The organism is Cupriavidus sp. 01L46 (assembly GCF_056399905.1).
In genome coordinates this window covers 1-20,757 of record NZ_JBFTSF010000104.1, presented here as the reverse complement: position 1 = coordinate 20,757, position 20,757 = coordinate 1, and the positions used below count along the sequence as shown (strand labels likewise).

Below are 20,757 nucleotides of genomic sequence, written 5' to 3'. Positions count from 1 at the left end.
CACGGGCCGTTTTCTTGTTCGCGCTGATTGCTTCACGTCTCCCTTGTCCCTGTCTGTCGCGCCCGGCCCCAAAGCCTTGCCGGCGTCACATAGTTTCCCGTCATGACCCATCCCAAAACCAATCGCCCGCCCCGGCAACCGCGCCGCGAGGTGCATGGCGTGCTGCTGCTCGACAAGCCGCTCGGCCTTTCGTCCAACGACGCGCTGGTGCGTGCCAAGCGCATGCTGCGCGCGCTAAAGGCAGGACATACCGGGACGCTCGACCCGCTGGCCACCGGCTTGCTGCCGCTGTGCTTTGGCGAGGCGACCAAGTTCTCGCAGGACCTGCTAGAGGCCGACAAGACGTACGAAGCCACCGTGCGCCTTGGCCTCAAGACCGCGACCGGCGACGCCGAGGGCGAGGTGATCGCCGAGCGTCCGGTAACCTGCGATATCGAGGCGCTTCGCACTGCAATGCAGCGCTTCGCGGGCGAAATCGAGCAGGTGCCGCCGATGCATTCCGCACTGAAGAAGGACGGACGTCCGCTGTACGAATACGCACGTGCTGGCCAGACCGTGGAGCGCGCCGCGCGCCGCGTTACCATCCACGAAATCACGCTGCTCGATTGCGGGCTGCCGCAGGCGCCCACCTTCAGCATGCGCGTGACCTGCAGCAAGGGCACCTATATCCGCACCCTGGCCGAGKACATCGGCGACGCGCTTGGGTGTGGCGCGCACCTGACCGGCTTGCGCCGTACGGCGGTAGGCGACCTGAGCCTGGAAGGCGCGGTCACGCTGGAGCAGATCGAGCAGCGCGCCGACGAGGAGCGCCCCGGCATGCTTGCGCCGGTCGATGCGCTGTTGCAGCGCTGCGTAGCGGTGACGCTCGACGAGGCCGCGATGGCGCGCTTCCTGCAGGGCCAGCGCATCGCGCAGCGCGACCTGCCGGCAGGCGTGGCACTGGCGGAAGACGAACTCGCCAGTGTCTATGGCGGCGAGCCGCGCCGCTTGCTTGGCGTGGCGCGCATGCGTGAAGGCGCCTTGCGGCCCGAGCGGCTGGTCAAGCTCTAACGCGGCCAATGCGGCCAATGCGGCTGCATCAGGCAAGAAAGCCGGGCTACGTGGTGCTATTGATATTGACGATGAGCCGGAAAGCACGAGGCCGATGCCTGTGACGGCATCGGCCTCGCTGTGCAGCGGTCAAGATAGGTCGGGTTGTACGGGTTGACCTGTTCAACCAGTTGCGCGTGATGCAGCGCCGTGCGGTTTTCCCAGATGGTGGTCGAGATCGACGCACCGATCGCGCCAAACGTGATCCGCACGAAGTTGGACACCCCGGAGGCCGACGGGATCTTCTCCGGCGGCTGGCCCGACAGGATGATCGAGGTCAGCGGGATGAAGAACATCGCCATCGCCGCGCCCTGGATCAGCGTCGGGATCATCAGCGTGCGGGTATCGACCTGCAAGGTGAATCCCGAGCGCATCAGGCTGACCACGCCAAAGGTGACGAAGGCGAGGGTCGCGACCCAGCGCGCATCCATCTTGGGCAGGTTCTTGCCGATCAGCGGCGACAGCAGGATGGCGAAGATCCCGACCGGCGCCATCACGATGCCGGCATCCGTCGCGGTATAGCCGACGATGGTTTGCAGCCACAGCGGCAGGATCACCAGGTTGCCGAAGAACAGGCCGTAGGCCACCGAGATGGCCACCACCCCCGCGCTGAAGTTACGTCCCTTGAACAAGGTGATATCGACGATCGGATGCTTCTCGTAGCTCTCCCAGATCAGGAAGAACAGGAAGCCCACAATGGCCACTACCGTCAACACGACGATCGAGGTCGAGTGGAACCAGTCGAGCTCCTTGCCCTTGTCGAGCATGAGCTGCATCGAGCCCACCCAGATCACCAGCAGCGCCAGCCCGATCCGGTCGATCGGCAGGATCTTGATCGGCGTCTCGCGGTCGCGGTAGATCGCCCAGGTCGCATAGGCGGCGCCCAGGCCCACCGGGATGTTGATGTAGAAGATCCACGGCCAGGTCATGTTGTCCGAGATCCAGCCGCCCAGCAGCGGCCCCATGATCGGCGCCACCAGCGTGGTCATGCCCCATAGGGCGAGCGCCATGGTGCTTTTCTGCGGCGGATAGCTCGACAGCAGCAGCGATTGCGACAGCGGAATCATCGGCCCCGCCACGGCGCCTTGCAGCACGCGCGCGGCCAGTAGCACTTCGAGGTTGGGCGCGACACCGCACAGCCACGACGAGATCACGAACAGCAGGATCGAAGTGATGAACAGCCGCACCGCCCCGAAGCGCGTGGTCATCCATCCGGTCAACGGGACCGAGATGGCATTGGCCACGGCGAACGAGGTGATGACCCAAGTGCCCTGGTTGGGCGCCACGCCAAGGTCGCCCGAGATGGCCGGGATCGATACGTTGGCGATCGAGGAGTCGAGCACGTTCATGAACGTGGCCAGCGACAGCGCGATCGTGCCGACGATCAGCTTTGCGCCCGACAACGGMACTGGCGCGGCGGGGCGCGCCGCTGGCGCTGTTGAGCCAGGCGAGGCGCCGTCGCGCGCGGGGAGGGAGGTAGCCATGTTCAGGTGTTGGCGGGCTTGGCGCCAGCCGGCGCCGACGACACCGGCGCTGCCATGGGCTCGGCCGCCTGGCGGCCGCCGTTGTTCAGCGAGATGATGCGGGCGATCAGCGCGTCGGCGTCCTGCGCGACCTTCTCATAGACGTCGGTCTGCATCGGGCGCGCAACCGTGGCGTTGGTCATGGCCGCGCCTTCTTCCTTGCGCACATCCACCGTCACGTTCATCGACAGGCCAACCCGCAGCGGGTGGTCCTTGAGTTGCTGCGGGTCCAGCGCGATGCGCACCGGCAGGCGTTGCACCACCTTGATCCAGTTGCCGGTGGCGTTCTGCGCCGGCAGCAGCGAGAAGGCCGAGCCGGTGCCGGCCGAGAAGCCTTCCACCTTGCCGTTGTAGGTCACCTTGGAGCCGTACAGGTCGGCCTCCAGCGTGACCGGCTGGCCCACGCGCATATGCGTGATCTGCACTTCCTTGAAGTTGGCGTCGATCCACACCTGGTCCAGCGGCACCACGGCCATCAGTGGCGCCCCCGGGGCCACGCGCTGGCCGACCTGCACCGAGCGCTTGGCCACGTAGCCGGTCACCGGCGCGGGCAGCGTCGAGCGTGCGAACGCGAGATAGGCGGCACGCAGGTTGGCGGCCGCGCGCTGCACGTTGGGGTGCTTCTCCACCGTGGTCTGGTCGGTCAGCACCTTGTTGGATGCCAGTTGCTCGCGCGTGGCCAGCAGTGCCGATTGCGCGGCCGTGAGGGCGGTCTGCGCGTGCGAGATTTCTTCGCCCGAAACCGCGCCGGAGCCGGCGATGGCCTCGCGGCGCTTGAGATCTTCACGCGCCTTGGCCACATCGGCTTCGCGCATGGTCACGTTGGCCGCCAGCGAGCCGTTATTGACGTAGAGCGTGCGCACTTCACGCACGGCTTGCGCCAGTTGCGCCTCGGCCTGCTCCATGGCGACCTGCGAGTCGGCGCGGTCGAGCTGGATCAGGGGCTGGCCCGCGGTGACCAGCTGCGTGTCGTCGGCCGCGATCGAAATCACGGTACCGCCGACCAGCGGGGTGACCTGCACCACGTTGCCCGCGACATACGCGTCGTCGGTGCTCTCGAAGTGGCGCGCGTATATGCCCCAGTAGATGCCGTAGGCCACGCCGGCCACCACTACCGCGGCGGTCAGCGAGAGCAGCAGGCGCTTGCGCTTGCCGTTGTTGTTGACGGGAGCCGCCGGGGAGGCGGGAGTCTGGGCCGCTTGCTTGTTATCGCTCATGATCGTCTTTTAAGAATGCTGTCGGTACCGCTCGTTGTTCTTCCGGCTGCTTTGCCGTAGCCACCTAACCGTTTAGCCGCGTGCCTCGGCTGGCTTTTGCGCATCCGTCCCGGCGCCTTCGGCTTGCTCCTGGTAACCCCCGCCGAGCGCCTTCATCAGGCCCATCTGCAGGTCCAGGCGGCGCGCCTGCAGGTCGGTGGCAAGGCGGCGTTGCTGCAGCACGTTGCTTTCGGCATTGAGCACCGTGAGCTGGGTGCCCAGCCCGGCCTTGTAGCGGATGGTGGACAGTGCGTAGGCACGCTCGGCGAGAGCCAGCGCCTCGCGCTGGGCCGTGATCTGCGTGTCCACGCTGCGGATGCTGGCCACCGTGTCGGCGGTTTCGCGCAGCGCATCGACCAGCGCCTGGTTGTAGTTGGCCACGGCGAGGTCGTATTGCGCGTACTTGCCCTTCAGGTTGGCGCGCAGCTTGCCGCCCTCGAAGATCGGCAGGCGGATCGCCGGGCCGATGCCAAAAGTCCGGCTGATGCCCATCAGCAGGTTGGATGGGTCCAGCGACGCAACGCCGGCAAACGCGGACAAGGTGACGGCCGGCAGGAATTCCGTGCGCGCCACCTCGATATCCTTGCTGGTGGCCTCCACGCGCCAACGTGCGGCAACCAGGTCCGGGCGGCGGCCCAGCAGATCGATGGTGAGGTTGTCCGGCAGCAGCGGCGTGCTTTGCGCCAGGATGGTCGGGCGCTGGATCGCCAGGCCGCGGTCCGGGCCCTTGCCCAGCAGCGCGGCGAGCTGGTTGCGCGCCAGCAGGATGTCTTCATCTATGCGCAGCAGGTCGGTCTGTGCCGATGCCACCGTGCCGCGCGCCTGCGTGGTTTCGACCTGCGTGTCCAGGCCGGCGTTGAGCCGGTCGCGTGACAGGTCGCTCAGGCCGCGGCGCTGGGCAATGGCGCGCTCGGCCACGTCGCGTTGCGCGTACAAGGCGGCAAGGCGGGCATAGGTGCGGGCGACCGACGTGGTGAGGATCAGGCGCGAAGCCTGGCTTTCGGCCTCGGCGGCGCGGTCGTCGGACAGCGCGGCTTCGAGCGCCTTGCGGTTCTTGCCCCAGAAGTCGAAATCATAGGAGAGCCCGGCCTGCAGGCGTGACTGGTTTTGCCACGAGCCGGCCAGCGGCGTGCCTTCGAACAGGTCCGTTTGCGAGAAGCGCTGGCGCAGCAGGCTGCCGTCAAAGTCGACGTGCGGGTACAGCGCGCTGCGCGTGGCGTCGGCCATCGCGCGGGAGGCTTCCACGCGCGCGAAAGCGGCTTGCAGGTTGGGGCTGTCCTTGACCGCCTCGTCGACCAGGGCGCGCAGTTGCGGGTCCTTGAACTGGTCGACCCAGTCAAGCGAAGGCCACTGGCCATGCTGCGAGGGCAGGGCCTGGGCGCTGGCGAGCGAGGCCGGCGCGGTAACGGTCTGCGTGCTGTGCGAGTTGCCGAACGCGGCGCAGCCCACCAGCACCGCGGCCGCCAGTGCGCTCAGCACCAGCGTGCCGGCCCGGCGGCCCGCCGCGCGCGCGCGCGGCGACAAAGCGGAAAAAGAAGAGAGAGCTTGGTTCATCTGGGTGCCCTGCGATAGAGCGTTAGTGTTTGTTCTTGTATTTGAGAGATCGTGGCGCCGCTGGCGTCACTGGCCGCCAAGCCTGGCCGCTACCCGCTGTTGTTGCCGATGATCCGGTGCAGCATCGAGCGGAAGGTCTRCAGTTCGGCTTCGGAGAAGCCGCGGAAATGCCGGTTCAGCACGCGGCAATAGATCTGGGGCAGCTGGTCCACGAGGATCTGGCCGGCGGGCGTGATCGACAGGTCGACCACGCGCCGGTCGGCATCGCTGCGCTGGCGCTCGATCAGGCCGCGCTTTTCCAGGCGGCTGAGCAGGCGCGTGACCGAACCCATATCGCAATTGAGCTCCCGGCCAAGGTCAGTCACCGTGCTGCCACGTCCGGCGGCCAGCATCATCAGGCAGGTGGCCTGGGCGTGCGTGATGTCCAGGCCATCGWCCTCCTGTTCCACGCCGTGCGACAGCAAGCTCTTGGCGCGCGCCATCAGATAGCCGATGCTCTCGCCCATGCGGTATTCGGCCGGGTCGAACGGGAAGGCTTCGTCGGAAATGGGTTGGCTCTGCTCGGACATCTCGGCTTGGTGCTTGTCGGTGCAATGTTTGCCGTGGCAACTATATGTTCACGTTCACCGATCCGCAAGGACGTCAATTTGCTATTGCGGATATCGCAATAATTGGGTTTGTGGCGGGGCGGCGGCTTGGGAAGCTTCCCAACGTCGTCCTCGGGTTTTGCGCCGCAGCATGCTATAATTTCGGGTTATCTTTTGATGCTCAGCMCCAAAGCGAGACGCTGCAATGACCCGCGCCATCCGCAATATCGCCATCATCGCTCACGTCGATCATGGCAAGACCACTCTGGTCGACCAACTCCTGCGCCAGGCAGGCACCTTCCGCGACAACCAGCAAATGGTCGAGCGCGTGATGGACTCGAACGACATTGAAAAGGAACGCGGGATCACCATCCTCGCGAAGAACTGTGCTGTCGAATACAACGGCACCCACATCAATATCGTCGATACCCCTGGCCACGCCGACTTCGGCGGTGAAGTGGAGCGCGTGCTGTCGATGGTTGACGGCGTGCTGCTGCTGGTTGACGCTGTCGAAGGCCCGATGCCGCAGACCCGTTTCGTCACGCGCAAGGCGCTGGCGCTGGGCCTGAAGCCGATCGTGGTGATCAACAAGGTCGACCGTCCGGGCGCGCGTCCGGAATGGGTGATCAACCAGACGTTCGACCTGTTCGACAAGCTSGGCGCCACCGAYGAGCAGCTCGATTTCCCGGTAATCTACGCATCCGGCCTGAACGGCTACGCTGGCCTGACCGACGACGTGCGCGAAGGCGACATGAAGCCGCTGTTCGAGACCGTGCTGGCCAAGGTGCCGGTCCGTGACGACAACCCGGACGGTCCGCTGCAGCTGCAGATCATCTCGCTCGATTACAACAGCTATGTCGGCAAGATCGGCGTAGGCCGCATTTCGCGTGGCCGCGCCCGTTCGCTGCAAGACGTGGTGGTCAAGTTCGGCCCGGAAGGCAACCCCATCAAGGGCCGTATCAACCAGGTGCTGAAGTTCCAGGGCCTGGAGCGCGAGATCGTGGCAGAAGCCGAAGCTGGCGACATCGTGCTGATCAACGGCATCGAAGAGCTGGGCATTGGCTGCACCGTGTGCGCGCCGGACGCGCAAGACGCGCTGCCGATGCTGAAGGTGGACGAGCCCACGCTGACCATGAACTTCTGCGTCAACACGTCGCCGCTGGCCGGCCGTGAAGGCAAGTTCGTGACCAGCCGCCAGCTGCGCGAACGCCTGGACCGCGAACTGAAGTCGAACGTGGCGCTGCGCGTGGCCGAGACCGGCGACGACACCATCTTCGAAGTGTCGGGCCGCGGCGAGCTGCACCTGACCATCCTGCTGGAAAACATGCGCCGCGAAGGCTACGAGCTGGCCGTGTCGCGCCCGCGCGTGGTGTTCAAGGAAATCGACGGCGTCAAGCACGAGCCGTACGAACTGCTGACCGTGGACGTCGAAGAYGGCCACCAGGGCAGCGTGATGGAAGAGCTGGGCCGCCGCAAGGGCGAACTGCTCGACATGGCGTCCGACGGCAAGGGCCGTACCCGCCTCGAGTACCGCGTTCCGGCCCGCGGCCTGATCGGCTTCCAGGGCGAGTTCCTGACGCTGACCCGCGGCACCGGCCTGATCAGCCACATCTTCGACGACTACGCGCCCCTGCGCGAAGGCGGCCTGGGTGAGCGCCACAACGGCGTGCTGATCTCGCAGGACGACGGCGATGCCGTGGCCTACGCACTGTGGAAGCTGCAGGATCGCGGCCGCATGTTCGTCAAGCCGGGCGATGCACTGTACGAAGGCATGATCATCGGCATCCACAGCCGCGACAACGACCTGGTTGTGAACCCGATCAAGGGCAAGCAGCTGACCAACGTGCGTGCCTCGGGTACCGACGAAGCCGTGCGCCTGGTCACGCCGATCCAGATGTCGCTGGAATACGCCGTGGAGTTCATCTCCGACGACGAGCTGGTGGAAATCACGCCGAAGAGCATCCGCCTGCGCAAGCGTCACCTGAAGGAGCACGAGCGTAAGCGTGCTTCGCGCGAATCCGTGTAAGCGTTTTCGTCCCAGGCTACTTTGCCAGCAAAAAACCGCGCCTTGTGCGCGGTTTTTTGTTGCCGGTTTTTCTTGGCGCTCTTGTTTTGGCTATCCAGCCTATCCAGCCATCATGCGTCCTGGCTGCGATCCGTCCCAGATGCGATGCCGGCCAGCGGCGCATCCCCGGCTGCCAATTCGTGCGGATGACGCCACTCGGGCGGCTTCCAGAGATGCCGCAGGTCGCGATGACGCCACGCGTCGGCGAACATGCCGCGCCATTCATGGAAGGTGAGCGTGATCGGGTTATGGCTGGCGATGCGACGCGTGATGCCGTACTCGGGCGGCGCCTCTTCAGGCACGAAGGAGCCGAACATGCGGTCCCACACGGTCAGCACGCCCGCATAGTTGCGGTCGATGTACTGCGGATTGCGCGCATGGTGTACCCGGTGCACTGACGGCGTATTGAACAGCCATTCAAGCCGGTGCCAGCGGCCGCCCAGCCGGGTGTGCACGAAAAACTGGAAGGCCAGGTTCAACCCCACCGCCAGGATCACCCAGTCGGGCGTGAAGCCGATCAGCGCCAGCGGAATCCAGAACAGCCACATGCCCGAGAGCGGATACGTCAGGCTCTGGCGGAACGCCGTCGAGAAATTCATGCCCTCCGAGGAATGATGGGTAACGTGCGAAGCCCACATCCAGCGCACCCGATGGCTGGCGCGATGAAACCAGTAGTAAAGGAAATCCTGCAGCAGCAGCAAGAGCAGGAACGACCAGACCGTCTGCGGCATCGCCTTCAGGCCATGCTGGTAGCTCCATGTGTAGACCGTGCGCACCATCAGCCACAGGAAGAACGCGTCCGACGCCTGGTGCATCAGCGCCAGCGCGGCGTTGGACGCGGTATCGCGCAGGCTGTAGATGGCGGGGTCGCGGCGCGCCCAGTACCAGGCCTCCGCGCCGATGGTCAGCACGAAGACCGGCGCAAATGCCAGCAGGATCAGGCCAGGATCGATTGTTGACGGTGTCATGCGCAAAGTGTTGCCCGATTCTGTCGGTTTTGCCTGGAGGCGATCCTCTATACGGTCGTGCGGTGTTGCCAAATGCGCACGCTGAGGCACCCAAAACTGCTTACTACGCACATTCGCATTCCTGACCATTTTGCACGACTGAATATCCACATGCGCGGGGTCAAGGAGCGGTGAGGGGCGCCGTTATAGCGGGGCGGCCAAAAACGGAGCCGCATCAGCGCTAAAACCAACGGGGAGCCCTCATGTTTCGCAACACGACTATCGGTACAAGATTGTGGAYTCTGACTATCGTCACCAATGCATTGTTGCTGATTGTCGGTGCCGTAGGCTGGCTTGGCATGTCGCGCAGCAATGACGCCACGCGGCAGATCTACCAGCATCAGCTCTCCGCCGCGGTCAGCCTGGCCGAGGCGCGTTCCAACCAGTTGCTCGTGCGGGTCTTGCTCGACCAGGCCACCTTCGCCGCCGATCCCGCCGACGCCCGTGCGCGCGCCGATACCGCAGAGGGGTTTGCGCGCCAGTCCGATGCGGCCTGGAAGGCCTATCTGGCACTGCCGCGTTCGGCGGAAGAAGCCCGCGCGGCCGCGGACGTCGCCGCCAAGCGCGAGGCGTTGTTCACGCAAGGTGTGTCGCCGATGATTGCCGCGCTCAAGCAAGGCGACCGCGAGGCGGTGATGCGCGCCGTGCTGGAAACCATTCCCAAGCTCGACATCGCTTTCACCGCCGTTAATACCGAGCTGGGCAAGCTGCAGCTCGCCGGCGCGCTGGAGGTCTATCACGGGTCGCAGGAGCGCTACACCACGCTGCGCTCGCTGTCGATCGGCGTGCTGGGGTTTGGCTTGTGCTTCAGCACGGTGGTGGCCTGGCGCCTGCGCCGCTCCATCGTGGGGCCGCTCGATACCGCCATCGCCCGCTTCGCGCGCATCGCTGCCGGCGATCTTGGCGCCAAGGAGGATGGCGCCGGCTCGGGCGCCGAGGCAGAGCGCAGCGAGACTGGCCGCATGCTTGCCATGCTCGGGCACATGCAAGAGAGCCTGGCCGCGATGGTGAGCGACGTGCGCGGCGGGGCCGATTCCATTGCCGCTGCCAGCAAGCAGATTGCCAGCGGCAACAGCGACTTGTCGCAACGCACGGAGCAGCAGGCCGCGTCGCTCGAGGAGACGGCGTCCAGCATGGAGGAGCTCACGGGCACGGTGCGCCAGAACGCGGACAGCGCGCGCGAGGCCAATGACCTGGCCAGCAGCGCCACCGGCCTGGCCGAGCGTGGCAGCGACGCGGTGGCGCGCGTAGCCAGCACCATGCAGGCGATCGACGCCAGCGCCAACAAGATCGTCGACATCATCGATGTGATCGAGAAGATCGCGTTCCAGACCAATATCCTCGCCCTCAACGCGGCGGTGGAAGCCGCGCGGGCCGGCGAGCACGGACGAGGCTTCGCGGTGGTCGCGGGCGATGTGCGCGATCTCTCGCAGCGCTGCGCGGGCGCGTCCAAGGAGATCCGCACACTGATTGGCGACTCGGTGTCGCGCGTGCGCGCCGGCGGCGAGATGGTCGAGCAAGCAGGGCAGGTGATGCAGGAAATGGTGGGCGCGGTGCGCCGCGTGAGCGGCATCATGGGCGGCATCAGCTCGGCGTCCGATGAGCAATCGCGCGGCATCGAGCAGGTCAACCAGGCGGTGGCGCAGATGGACGGCATGACCCAGCAGAACGCCGCGCTGGTCGAGCAGGCCGCTGCGGCTGCGGCTTCGCTGGAGGACCAGGCGCAGCGGCTCACCGGGCTGATGTCGGCATTTCGGGTGGCCTGAAGGCAGTGCCTCGGACGCCGCTCAGGGGGGTGCGGCGCGCAGCTTGGCTGGTGTAAAGTTGCGGGTTGCATTCGCGGAGAAAAGAGACATGACTGACTTGGTCACAAGCGAGATCCAGGGCGGCATCGGCTACCTGACGCTGAACCGCCCCCAGGCGCTCAACGCACTGTCGCTCGAGATGATTCGCGCCATCACCCAGGCGCTCAATGCATGGGCGGTGGCGCCCGAAGTGGCGGCCGTGGTCATTGCCGGCGCGGGCGGCAAGGCTTTTTGCGCTGGAGGCGACATCCGCTTCTTCCACAAGGCCGCGCTTGCCGGCGATCCGGCGCTCGATCAGTTCTTCGTCGAGGAATACGCGCTCAATCACTTGATCCATACCTACGCCAAGCCTTACATCGCGCTCATGGACGGTGTGGTGATGGGCGGCGGCATGGGCATCTCGCAAGGCGCACGCCGTCGTCTGGTGACCGAGCGGACCAAGATGGCAATGCCGGAGACCAATATCGGCTTGTTCCCGGACGTGGGCGGCGGCTGGTTCCTGTCGCGCACGCCCGGTCGCCTGGGCGAATACCTGGGCCTGACCGGCGCCATGATTCATGCTGCCGACGCGTTGTACGCAGGCCTGGCGGATGCTTACCTGCCGGGCAATGCCATGGCGGAACTGGTGGAGGTGCTGCGCGCGCGTCAGTTTGCCGATGGCGATGCCGTGCTCGCCTGCATCGACGAGGCCACCGCGGCGCACCGCGCCGCCTGCCCGCCGGGCGAAAGCCAGCTGGCCAAGCTGCAGGACCAGATCGACGGCCTGTTTGCCGGCGCCTCGGTGACCGGAATCGTGGCAGCAGTGAGCGATGCCGGCTCCGACTGGGCTGCGCAGACGGCCGCCATGCTGCGCGCGCGTTCGCCTCTGATGCTCAACGTCACGCTGGAGCAGATCCGCCGCGCCCGCACCATGGCGCTGAACGACGAGCTGCGCATGGAGCTGGACATGATGTACTACGTGTTCCGCCATGGCGACGGCGTCGAAGGCATTCGCGCGCTGGCAGTCGACAAGGACCACGCGCCGAAGTGGCAGCCCGCGCGCCTCGATGAGGTCACCCGCGAGCGCGTGCACGCGTTTTTCGATAGCCCCTGGGCGCACGGCGAGCATCCGCTGGCGGCGCTGTAGGCGGGCGACTGGCGGCTCCTTTCGCGCAAATGGATTAGAGTGACGCTTGGACCGGCCGCCGCGGCGCAGCAATGCGGCGCGCGAGTGCCGGCTCCGCCCACCCATAGTGCTGTGAACGAGAAAGGAATCGCGATGAGTACTCCACGTGACGTAGCCGTATTGGTAGGCAGCCTGCGCAAAGACTCTTTCAACCGCAAGCTGGCACTCGCGCTGGCCGCGATGGCGCCCGCCGGGCTCAAGCTCGACATCGTCGAAATCGGCCAGTTGCCGCTGTACAACCAGGACGACGACACCAGCCCGCCCGCGCCATGGGTTGCCTTTCGCGACCGCATCCGGCGCGCCGACGCCGTGCTCTTCGTGACACCCGAGCACAACCGCTCGGTGCCGGCCGCGCTCAAGAACGCCATCGACGTCGGCTCGCGTCCCTACGGCCAGAGCGCCTGGGACGGCAAGCCCGGCGGCGTGATCAGCGCCTCGCCTGGTGCTGTCGGTGGCTTCGGCGCCAACCACCACCTGCGCCAGTCGCTCGTTTTCCTCAATATCCCGGTCCTTCAGCAACCGGAGGCTTACATCAGCGGCGTTGACAAGCTCTTCGACGAGCAGGGCGGTATCGCCAGCGAGTCCACTCGCGGCTTCCTGGGCAAATACCTGGCTACCTATGCCGCCTGGATCGAGCGCAACGCGGCTCGTTAGCCGGCAAAGTAGCCGCCAAAGCTCCCAAAACCCATCCCCCAAAAACACTGACGCCCGTTGCCGACAGGGCAACGGGCGCGGAGGGCAGAATATCGCTGCCTTGCGCTTCTGATTCGACTTACTTGCGCTTGATGTCCCCGGCCGGCCGCGACTGCGTGCCTGCCAGCGGTTGGCCTGGAAAGCCCTCCGGATAGCTGATGACGCGCAAGGCTCCCCCGAGCTTACGCGACGTCCATGCATGACCGGCGCGCGTTCTCGCGCCGCCTGTGATTGCCACCATGGCTTCTCTGTCGAGATCCACGCTGTCCGGCAAATCCTTGATGACGATGACGGCCATGACTTCCTCCTGCAGGGTGGCGAAGGCCGGCTCTGCCGGGGTTCGCCGGGTGGGTGCGCGCGATGCGGCAAGCCCAGCCAGATCAGTATAGGCCACGGGTTTTACCTCCGGGGCAGTGCCAGCTCGCGCGCAACAACCGTGGAAACCCTTGGGTTTCCACGGAGCGGGGCGCATCTCGCYCAGACCGCGGCGTGGGTGGCGGCCCACTGCGACGGGTTGACGTCGATGCTCAGCGGGCCAAAGCCGGAGCCGATCACGCCGACGTTGTTGAGCGTGTTTACGTTGATGCTCTGCAACTGGGCGATGTTCTGGTTGACGTTGACATTGACGTTGGCCACCGGGCCCAGTCCTTGCAACCAGGAATTGCCGCCGCGCACCGCGGCCAGGGACTTGCTGTCGAGGTCTTGGTTCAGGGCGAGGTCGCGCACGATGATGGATGACATGATGGTTCTCCTAGACTTCACTTGACTTGATTGCTGGACATGGCGGCTACTGGCCGGCAGCGGAGGCGGCGGTGCCGCCTCTTGCCGGTGCCGTGACCATTCAATAAATGTTGTTGCTGGCGTTCTGCGTCGACGTCACGTGGGACTTGATGTCGTCGGCAAAGGCCGTGTTGTTGCCGTTCATGTTGACGACGTTCTGCGTCTGCCCGATCAGTTGCTGGGCATTGAAGGTCGAGTCGATCTTGGTCAGGCTGAAGACGGGCATGAAGGGCACGAAGCCGCCGCGCACGGCGCGCATGGCGCGGGTGTCGAGTTCTTCGGTGACCGGCAGGTCCTTGATGGCGAGGGTGGTAGTCATGGCAGTTCTCCGGGGTATTCAGTCGTTTGCGAATTCAGCTTGGGGCGTGGCCCGCGGCTCAGTAGATGTTGTTGCTGGCGTTTTGCGTCGAGTCGACATGGGACTTGATGTCGGCCACGAAGGCGGCGTTGTTGCCGTTCATGTTGACGACGTTCTGGGTCTGGCCGATCAGCTGCGAGGCATTGAAGGTCGAGTCGAGCTTGACCGAGCTGAAGACGGGCATGAAGGGCACGAAGCCGCCGCGCACGGCACGCATGGCGCGGGTGTCGAGTTCTTCGGTGACCGGCAGGTCCTTGATGGCGAGGGTGGTAGTCATGGCAGTTCTCCTTGGGAGCGATTGGGACTTGGGTTCATTTGGGTTGAGCATCTGTGCTGCGCTCGGGAGGTACAAACGCATGGAGTGTGCCAAGGCGGGCCATGCCATCGCGGATCGCCCGCAAACGCAGGCTGGGCCTGTGGAAAAAATGGATCGAGCCGAAAGGACGTGCCAGCAAGCGCTCCGGAGCGGCCCGGATCTGATGGGCGGCGGCCAACACAACAGACACCATGTGTTTGCTCGCTGGTGACAAACGCCCGCCGCATGCGGCGCGCACGGCCGGTGCGATGAAGACACGAGGGAGTTGTGCGGCGAGCGCCGCCTGGCAAGCGCGCAATAACGCGGCGATGTGCGAGCGGCACGCGTCATGCGCCGCCGCGAGAAAAGCGCGAACCCGAATGAACGACCTGAACGACCGAAGTTACTTCACGTAGATCGTGATCTTCTTGGAGTAGATCGGCGGGTTGTGCGGAATGTGCTTGTCGTCGGCCATCAGCAGTTGCAAGGTGTGTTTGCCCGGCGGCAGCTCGATCGTGGTCTCCGTCTCGCCGGCGCCGAAATGCAGATGGTTGCGGTCGTTCGGGATTTCCTTGTCCATGGGCGGCAGGTCGGTATCGATCAGCAGATGGTGATGGCCGCTGTTCGGAAACTTCACGCCGCGTGGCGCTACGCCCATGCCGCGCAGCCCGAACCACACCTTGATCGGCTTGCCCGCCGGCAGGACCTGGTTGTTGTTGGGAAAGCCGATATACAGGTAGGCATGGGCGGGCGCGGGCGTGGCGTCCGCGATTGCGCCGCCCGGCGTGCCACCGATCAGAAGCAGGCTGGCGGCAAGCGCAGCAGCCGGAATGAGCTTACGCATGGACTGTCTCCCGTATCGTGCCGCCGGCCCGGCGGCCCGGGGCCTTATCGAACGGTGATGGTGATCTTCTTGGAGTAGATCGGCGGGTCGTGGGGCTTGTGGTCCTTGTCGCCGAGCAGCAACTGCAAGGTGTGCTTGCCCGGTGGCAGTTCGATCCGCGCCTCGGTCTCGCCGGCGCCGAAGTGCAGGTGGTTCCGGTCATTCGGAATCTCCTTGTCCATCGGCGGCAKGTCCGTGTCGATCAACAGGTGGTGGTGGCCGACGTTGGCCATGTCGATGCCCTTGGGGGCGATCCCCATATTGCGCAGGCCCATGCGCACCCAGAATTTGCCACCATCGATCACGGCGCCATCGGGCGGCCAGATAATGTAGACCTCGGCATTGGGTGGGGATGTCGTGGATAACGAGATCGAAGGCAACGGAGCCAGCAGCGACGCTGCCAATGTGCCGAGCACGGTTCGCCTGTGCATACGTTAGCCCTCCCGAACAGCTTGTCTCGAACGCGGTGAATTCTTGCTATTTGTTCTTGCTATTTGTGTTTGGCTTTTGGCGGATTCGTCGATTGGCTTCAGGCCGGCGCGCTGCATTTCGTCATCCAATTTCGTCATTCAGCTTAGAACGGAAAACAGCAAAAAGATACTTGGCGATACCCTGCGCCGCGTCGGCGCCGCGCGGTTGTGAGCTTGCTACGCCACCCGGTGTTGCGAAGCACCTCCGGATTCACAATCGCTGTGCTATGGTTGATTGAGCCAGCCCAGTGCCGCTAGCGCTGCATCACGTCGGCGCAAAGGACAAGGCGGGCCGGCCAGGTGATGGCCGGGCATCATCGCTCTCGCGTGCCGCGTCACGCCGTTGGCACGTGGGCCGCCGATGCACTTCGGCGCCGTACGAACAAGGCCTGCATATGTGGCGAAAATTCCTTGTCGTGTGCCTGCTTGGGTTGGCTGCGGCCGTGAGGGCCGAAGCCGGTATCGACACGCCAACCCTCCCCCCCGAAGCAAAGCACCCGGCCGCCGCCCCCGCAAGCGCTCCGGGCAGGCGCCTCGCCCTGGTCATCGGCAACGGCGCCTATGTGGACGAGCCGCTGCCCAACGCCGCCAATGACGCCCGGGCAATGCGCCGCACCTTGGCCGCGCTCGGCTTCGACGTCATGCTCCGCGAGAACCTGGACCGGGAAGGCATGGCGCGAGCGCTTGCCGAATTCCAGCAGCGCCTGCAGGCCGGCGGCACGGCTTTGTTCTATTTCGCGGGACACGGCATCGAGGTCGCGGACAGCCCGGTGATGATTCCCGTCGATGCCGGCAGCCGCACACCTGGCCGCTTGCTCACCGCTGGCACCGGGCTTGGCGCCGTACTGGCCAGCATGTCGGCGCCAAGGCCGGACATGCTTAACGTGGTGATCCTCGATAGCTGCCTGGACAACCCCTATCGCGGCAGTGCCGTCAAGCCGCCCGCCGCCCCCGCCAACACGCTGATCGCCTATGCCACGGCCCCCGGCGCCGTGGCAGCCGAAGGGGCGCGGCACGGTGCGTTCACCAGCGCCCTGCTGCGCACGATGCGCGTGCCCGGCCTTGATGCCGAGGCCGCCCTGCGCCGGGCTGGTGATATCGTGAGCCAGCAAACAGGGCGGCGGCAGCAACCGTGGATATCCTCGTCGTTATCCGCCCCGCTCCGATTCGCGGCGAACGCCTCGGCCACCAGCGAAAACGTCAACGTCAACGTCGACGACAATGACAACGCAGCCATCACGCACGCACACAGGCAAGCCGATGCGCTGATCCTTGCGCAGCATCGCGGCATCCTTCCCAAGGACAGCGACGAGCAGTACGAGCTCAGTTTCTGGGACTCCATCAAGAACAGCAATTTCGCAAGCGATTACGAGGCCTACCTTAAGGCCTATCCGAACGGCCGCTTTGCGCCTCTGGCACGCGCCAGGATCGAGCGGCTACGCGCGGCCGGGGCGCCTGCCGAGCGTGCTCGCACGCCAGGCGCCTCATCCGGGCCAGCCACCGCGCAAGGCACCGTCACGCCGCCGCCAGCGCGCACCCAGTCCGGCAAGGTGCAAGCGCCGCCTGCCGCGCCCTCACCAACCGCACCATCCGCACCTGCCGCATCCGCTCCACCCGCACCGGCCGCAAGCGCACCCGCCACGCAACGAGCTGCCGTGGCCGGCGCCGTGACAGTCGAGATCAGGCCGGGCGAGGTCAAGGACTGCCCGGCCTGTCCCGTGCTGCACAGCCTGCCGACGGGCAGCTTCACCATGGGCAGCAACGGCGGTGACCCGACCGAGAAGCCACCGCATCACGTCACCATCGGCCAGCCCTTTGCCATCGGCAAGTACGAAGTCACGGTGGAACAATGGAGCGCCTGCGCCGATGCGGGTGCATGCCAGCGCATCGCGACTGTCGCCAACGCACCCAGGAACGCCCCAGTGCGCGATGTGAGCTGGGACGATGCCCAGCAGTACGTCGCCTGGCTAAGCAAGGTCAGCGGCAAGCACTACCGCCTGCCGACCGAAGCCGAGTGGGAATACGCCGCCCGGGGCGGCACCGCGACGCTCTACTGGTGGGGCGACCAGATGCGCAAAGGCACGGCCAACTGCAAGGACTGCGGCGAACCGTGGAATGCCGACGCGCCCGCCAACGTCGGCTCCTTTGCCGCCAATGGCTACGGCCTCCACGACATGAACGGCAGCGTGTGGGAATGGGTCGCCGACTGCTGGCACATCTCCTACAAGAACGCGCCTGCCGACGGACGTGCCTGGGACGAGCCCGGCTGCAGCGTGCGCGTGATCCGTGGCGGCTCATGGCATGAAGGCGCGAGCTACATGCTCTCCTCCACCCGTTTCAAGTACAGCGCGAGCGTGCGCCAGTCGCAGAACGGATTTCGCGTCGTGCGGGACCTGAAGTAGCCGCTGCCAATGTCGCCCTGCCTAGCTAGCGCGGGTTGGTAGATATCTGCACCATGTCGGCACCGATATGGCTTTCTCCGCGCTTGGCCGCCATCGGACCCAGTTGCCGATCAAGCGCGCGCAGGTAGTCCTGCCTGGACTCCGACTCCGGGCGCAGCGTGTCGAACAGCGGCGCGGGCGTGGTGATCAGCACGATCAACTCGGTGCCGAACGGCTTCGAGATCACCCAGTCCCCGAGGCTGCCCACGGCAGCGGTGTAGCTGGCGGGTGCCTGGTTGGCCTTGGCACGCTGGCTTGGCACCATATGCACGACCTTGCCATCGGCCATGTAGTAGTCGACGTAGACATAGGTGTCATAAGCCGGCGTGGTGATGTCCACGATCAGCGGCGTTCCCTCCGTGAGTTGCGCGCCGGGTGCACGGGTGCGGATCGTGGTCAGCGCGGTTGCGCTGCGGCGCCCCGACCAGTAAGGCGAGATCAGCTTGATCACGTCGCACTTGTCATCGCCCAGCGTCTGCACGTCCAGGTTCAGCGTCCGCACGCCGGGTACCGCGCTCAGCTCGTCTTTCAGCCGCTTGATGCCAAAGCGCTCCGCCACATAGCCACGCACCTGCAATACATGGTCCTGCCCGGTGGCCGACAGCAGCGAGCAAGGCGCGCGCGCCAGCACCGGCGCCACGGCCTGCATGGAGAGCGTGCGCTCGGGCCGGGCTTCCTCGCTCGGTTGCGCGGGCGGCGGCGAGCCCGGCGCCGCGGACGGCGTCACTGCGGCTTGGGGCGTGGCGGATACCACCGCGCTTGCCGAGGATTGCGCCGCAGGCTGCTGGCCCTCCTGCGCGGTGCGCGCGCGCCACACGTAGTAACCCAGCCCGCCGGCCAGCAGCACGCCGGCCACGGACGCGGCGCCCAGCTTGGCCATTGGCATGCCACCATGGCGCTCGGTGCCCATTTCGGCCAGGAAGCGCGCCACGGTAGGCGTGCGCGTTGCACGATCGAAAGACAGCGCTGCGCGCAGCGCGCGCCACTGCCCGCGGCTGAGCACCTTGGGACGCTGTGGCTTGAGGCCGGCGCCGCGCGCCTGGTTGGCCGACAGCCGCTCATAGGGGTGCCTGCCAGTCAGCAGTTCATAGGTCACGCAGGCCAGCGCGTAGATGTCGTCGCGCGGATCCGGCTCGCGATGCTCGAACATCTCGGGGCTGGCATAGGCGGGGGTCATGCCGCCGAGCGTGCCCGGGTCGAACACGGTCGGGTCCGCGTCGTCCGCCGGTTGCTGGAAGACGCGCGCGATGCCGAAATCGATCACCTTCACTTCACCGCTATCGGTGAGGAAGACATTGGCGGGCTTGAAGTCGCAGTGGACGAAGCCACGCTCGTGCGCATAGGACAGGGCCCGGCCCATGCCTGTGATGATCGGCAGTGCCTTGGCATAAGGCATGCCGGCAAAGTCTGGCGCGCGCAAGACACGATTCAGCGACTTGCCCGACAGGTACTCCATGGTCAGGTAGACCACCGAGCCATCACGGTCGAAGTCATAGACCGTCACGATATTGCGATGCGCCAGCGTCTGCGCCTTGCGCGCCTCGCGCTGCAGCGCGATCAGCGATTTCGGATGACCGCGGAACTGCACGTTGAGGACCTTGATGGCGATGTAAGGTTTGCGATCCGAGGCCTCGAGCTTGCGCAGGTCGAGCGCCTTGTAGACCGTCCCCATGCCGCCCACACCCAGGCACTCCTCCAGCACGAAGCGGCCATTCAAGGTATCGCCCACCCCTTTGGTCTGCTCCGCCCCGGCAATCGCCTGATCGCTCGCGGGCGGCTGCGATGGCAAGGAAGGCGCGGACGCCATGCCGGCGTGGCCAGTCTGCACGCGGGTTTCCTCGCCGCCATCCTCGAACTGGGTTGTCCCGCGGCGCTCTATGCGCTGCAACACCTCTTCATAAACGCCAGGCGGCAGCGGAAAGCGGGTGTTCTCCTCGCTGAGCATGTCCGCTAGCTGCGTGGCGCTTGCCTGGTCCACGGCCAAGGTGCTGTCAATGCGGGCCAACAGCTCGTCGTGCGACAGACCACCGCTTTGGAAGGTACGTATCAGGTCTGGAATGCTAGGCATCGATGCAGCCACGACGTGATTGCGCAAAGTTGCGCATTGAGCGCCCACTCGCCCTTCTACAGCGAGTACCTGCCCACGATGGATACTAGTGCGCACTCACGCCAATCGCAAACCCCTCGTGCATTGCATCAACGCCGGCAAGCCACGCCAGCGGCACGACGGTGCCACAAGAGCCGCTGCCTGTCGCGCATGCGCGAACACCCGGTGTTGTTGTGTTGGCCGCCGCCCATCAGATCCGGGCCGCTCCGGAGCGCTTGCTGGCACGTCCTTTCCGGCTCGATCCATTTTTGCCCCAGGCCCAGCCTGCGTTTGCGGGCGATCTGCGATGGCATGGCCCGCCTTGGCACACTCCRTGCGTTTGTACCTCCCGAGCGCAGCACAGATGCTCAACCGAAATGAACCCAAGTCCCAATCGCTCCCAAGGAGAACTGCCATGACTACCACCCTCGCCATCAAGGACCTGCCGGTCACCGAAGAACTCGACACCCGCGCCATGCGCGCCGTGCGCGGCGGCTTCGTGCCCTTCATGCCCATCTTCAGCTCGGTCAAGCTCGACTCGACCTTCAATGCTTCGCAGCTGATCGGCCAGACCCAGAACGTTGTGAACATGAACGGCAACAACGCCGCCTTCGTGGCCGACATCAAGTCCCATGTCKACTCGACGCAAAACGCCAGCAACAACATCTACTGAGCCGCGGGCCACGCCCCAAGCTGAATT

Annotated in this window: 17 protein-coding genes and 2 pseudogenes; 7 read left to right on the top strand and 12 right to left on the bottom strand. The window is 65.5% G+C overall.

All coding sequences use genetic code 11. The features are described 5' to 3' along the window. Positions 1 to 102: 102 nt before the first annotated feature. A complete protein-coding gene (gene truB / locus AC1DS3_RS19440) occupies positions 103 to 1,050 on the top strand; it encodes a tRNA pseudouridine(55) synthase TruB (RefSeq protein ID WP_477127735.1) in 948 nt (315 codons plus the stop codon). A 101-nt stretch (positions 1,051 to 1,151) separates the two neighbouring features. On the opposite strand, the pseudogene AC1DS3_RS19435 reads toward truB, so the two are convergent. The 4 genes and pseudogenes from AC1DS3_RS19435 to AC1DS3_RS19420 form a co-directional block, all read right to left on the bottom strand. After that, positions 1,152 to 2,573, bottom strand: a pseudogene (locus AC1DS3_RS19435) (DHA2 family efflux MFS transporter permease subunit); the annotation flags it as partial. A 2-nt stretch (positions 2,574 to 2,575) separates the two neighbouring features. Next, positions 2,576 to 3,829 (bottom strand): HlyD family secretion protein, encoded by a 1,254-nt coding sequence (locus tag AC1DS3_RS19430; RefSeq protein ID WP_441641140.1) that lies wholly within the window; start codon positions 3,827 to 3,829, stop codon positions 2,576 to 2,578. A gap of 72 nt (positions 3,830 to 3,901) precedes the next feature. After that, positions 3,902 to 5,422, bottom strand: coding sequence for an AdeC/AdeK/OprM family multidrug efflux complex outer membrane factor (locus tag AC1DS3_RS19425; protein WP_441641139.1), 1,521 nt, complete (start codon positions 5,420 to 5,422; stop codon positions 3,902 to 3,904). A gap of 89 nt (positions 5,423 to 5,511) precedes the next feature. Beyond that, the gene (locus AC1DS3_RS19420; protein ID WP_477127734.1) at positions 5,512 to 5,991 is read right to left on the bottom strand and encodes a MarR family winged helix-turn-helix transcriptional regulator; all 480 of its coding nucleotides are present in this window, start codon (positions 5,989 to 5,991) and stop codon (positions 5,512 to 5,514) included. A 223-nt stretch (positions 5,992 to 6,214) separates the two neighbouring features. Between AC1DS3_RS19420 and typA the strand changes: the two genes are divergently transcribed. Beyond that, complete coding sequence (typA, locus tag AC1DS3_RS19415; protein WP_174428207.1) at positions 6,215 to 8,035, top strand: translational GTPase TypA; 1,821 nt, start codon at positions 6,215 to 6,217, stop codon at positions 8,033 to 8,035. 110 nt (positions 8,036 to 8,145) lie between these two features. On the opposite strand, the gene AC1DS3_RS19410 is transcribed toward typA, so the two are convergent. Continuing rightward, positions 8,146 to 9,042, bottom strand: a complete 897-nt coding sequence (locus AC1DS3_RS19410) for a sterol desaturase family protein (RefSeq protein WP_441641136.1) — start codon at positions 9,040 to 9,042, stop codon at positions 8,146 to 8,148. A 242-nt stretch (positions 9,043 to 9,284) separates the two neighbouring features. On the opposite strand from AC1DS3_RS19410, the gene AC1DS3_RS19405 reads away from it, so the two are divergent. From AC1DS3_RS19405 to AC1DS3_RS19395, 3 genes are all read left to right on the top strand, one after another. Further along, complete coding sequence (locus AC1DS3_RS19405) at positions 9,285 to 10,847, top strand: methyl-accepting chemotaxis protein (protein WP_477127733.1); 1,563 nt, start codon at positions 9,285 to 9,287, stop codon at positions 10,845 to 10,847. An 88-nt stretch (positions 10,848 to 10,935) separates the two neighbouring features. Next, positions 10,936 to 12,012: an enoyl-CoA hydratase/isomerase family protein gene (locus tag AC1DS3_RS19400; RefSeq protein WP_441641134.1), complete on the top strand. Its 1,077-nt coding sequence runs from the start codon at positions 10,936 to 10,938 to the stop codon at positions 12,010 to 12,012. A 132-nt stretch (positions 12,013 to 12,144) separates the two neighbouring features. After that, the gene (locus tag AC1DS3_RS19395; protein WP_441641133.1) at positions 12,145 to 12,705 is read left to right on the top strand and encodes an NADPH-dependent FMN reductase; all 561 of its coding nucleotides are present in this window, start codon (positions 12,145 to 12,147) and stop codon (positions 12,703 to 12,705) included. Between the two features lie 118 nt (positions 12,706 to 12,823). Here AC1DS3_RS19395 and AC1DS3_RS19390 read toward each other — a convergent pair whose 3' ends face one another. From AC1DS3_RS19390 to AC1DS3_RS19365, 6 genes and pseudogenes are all read right to left on the bottom strand, one after another. Then, on the bottom strand, positions 12,824 to 13,042 hold the full coding sequence (locus AC1DS3_RS19390) for a hypothetical protein (protein WP_174428212.1): 219 nt from the start codon (positions 13,040 to 13,042) through the stop codon (positions 12,824 to 12,826). Between the two features lie 182 nt (positions 13,043 to 13,224). Beyond that, positions 13,225 to 13,485 (bottom strand): annotated as a pseudogene (locus tag AC1DS3_RS19385) (hypothetical protein); the annotation flags it as partial. Positions 13,486 to 13,585: 100 nt separating this feature from the next. Further along, positions 13,586 to 13,843 carry a hypothetical protein gene (locus tag AC1DS3_RS19380; protein ID WP_459371265.1) on the bottom strand — a complete coding sequence of 86 codons (258 nt, stop codon included), beginning with the start codon at positions 13,841 to 13,843 and terminating at the stop codon, positions 13,586 to 13,588. 58 nt (positions 13,844 to 13,901) lie between these two features. After that, on the bottom strand, positions 13,902 to 14,159 hold the full coding sequence (locus AC1DS3_RS19375) for a hypothetical protein (RefSeq protein WP_477109719.1): 258 nt from the start codon (positions 14,157 to 14,159) through the stop codon (positions 13,902 to 13,904). Positions 14,160 to 14,580: 421 nt separating this feature from the next. Continuing rightward, entirely contained in the window at positions 14,581 to 15,021 is a 441-nt protein-coding gene (locus AC1DS3_RS19370; RefSeq protein ID WP_441641582.1) for a DUF4399 domain-containing protein, read from the bottom strand. Positions 15,022 to 15,065: 44 nt separating this feature from the next. Then, entirely contained in the window at positions 15,066 to 15,491 is a 426-nt protein-coding gene (locus AC1DS3_RS19365) for a DUF4399 domain-containing protein (protein WP_477127732.1), read from the bottom strand. 434 nt (positions 15,492 to 15,925) lie between these two features. Between AC1DS3_RS19365 and AC1DS3_RS19360 the strand changes: the two genes are divergently transcribed. Next, a complete protein-coding gene (locus AC1DS3_RS19360) occupies positions 15,926 to 17,932 on the top strand; it encodes an SUMF1/EgtB/PvdO family nonheme iron enzyme (RefSeq protein WP_441641584.1) in 2,007 nt (668 codons plus the stop codon). Positions 17,933 to 17,957: 25 nt separating this feature from the next. On the opposite strand, the gene AC1DS3_RS19355 is transcribed toward AC1DS3_RS19360, so the two are convergent. After that, positions 17,958 to 20,039: a serine/threonine protein kinase gene (locus AC1DS3_RS19355; protein WP_441641585.1), complete on the bottom strand. Its 2,082-nt coding sequence runs from the start codon at positions 20,037 to 20,039 to the stop codon at positions 17,958 to 17,960. 433 nt (positions 20,040 to 20,472) lie between these two features. Here AC1DS3_RS19355 and AC1DS3_RS19350 point away from each other — a divergent pair, with 433 nt between their 5' ends. Then, positions 20,473 to 20,730 carry a hypothetical protein gene (locus AC1DS3_RS19350; protein ID WP_477127731.1) on the top strand — a complete coding sequence of 86 codons (258 nt, stop codon included), beginning with the start codon at positions 20,473 to 20,475 and terminating at the stop codon, positions 20,728 to 20,730. Positions 20,731 to 20,757: the final 27 nt, after the last annotated feature.

Bases quoted from the DNA above. Each gene is read 5' to 3' on its own strand.
- AC1DS3_RS19400 (WP_441641134.1), top strand. From the start codon at position 10,936: ATGACTGACTTGGTCACAAGCGAGATCCAGGGCGGCATCGGCTACCTG.
- AC1DS3_RS19410 (WP_441641136.1), bottom strand. From the start codon at position 9,042: ATGACACCGTCAACAATCGATCCTGGCCTGATCCTGCTGGCATTTGCG.
- AC1DS3_RS19425 (WP_441641139.1), bottom strand. From the start codon at position 5,422: ATGAACCAAGCTCTCTCTTCTTTTTCCGCTTTGTCGCCGCGCGCGCGC.
- AC1DS3_RS19380 (WP_459371265.1), bottom strand. From the start codon at position 13,843: ATGACTACCACCCTCGCCATCAAGGACCTGCCGGTCACCGAAGAACTC.
- AC1DS3_RS19395 (WP_441641133.1), top strand. From the start codon at position 12,145: ATGAGTACTCCACGTGACGTAGCCGTATTGGTAGGCAGCCTGCGCAAA.
- AC1DS3_RS19370 (WP_441641582.1), bottom strand. From the start codon at position 15,021: ATGCGTAAGCTCATTCCGGCTGCTGCGCTTGCCGCCAGCCTGCTTCTG.
- AC1DS3_RS19360 (WP_441641584.1), top strand. From the start codon at position 15,926: ATGTGGCGAAAATTCCTTGTCGTGTGCCTGCTTGGGTTGGCTGCGGCC.
- AC1DS3_RS19355 (WP_441641585.1), bottom strand. From the start codon at position 20,039: ATGCCTAGCATTCCAGACCTGATACGTACCTTCCAAAGCGGTGGTCTG.
- AC1DS3_RS19430 (WP_441641140.1), bottom strand. From the start codon at position 3,829: ATGAGCGATAACAAGCAAGCGGCCCAGACTCCCGCCTCCCCGGCGGCT.
- AC1DS3_RS19390 (WP_174428212.1), bottom strand. From the start codon at position 13,042: ATGGCCGTCATCGTCATCAAGGATTTGCCGGACAGCGTGGATCTCGAC.
- AC1DS3_RS19375 (WP_477109719.1), bottom strand. From the start codon at position 14,159: ATGACTACCACCCTCGCCATCAAGGACCTGCCGGTCACCGAAGAACTC.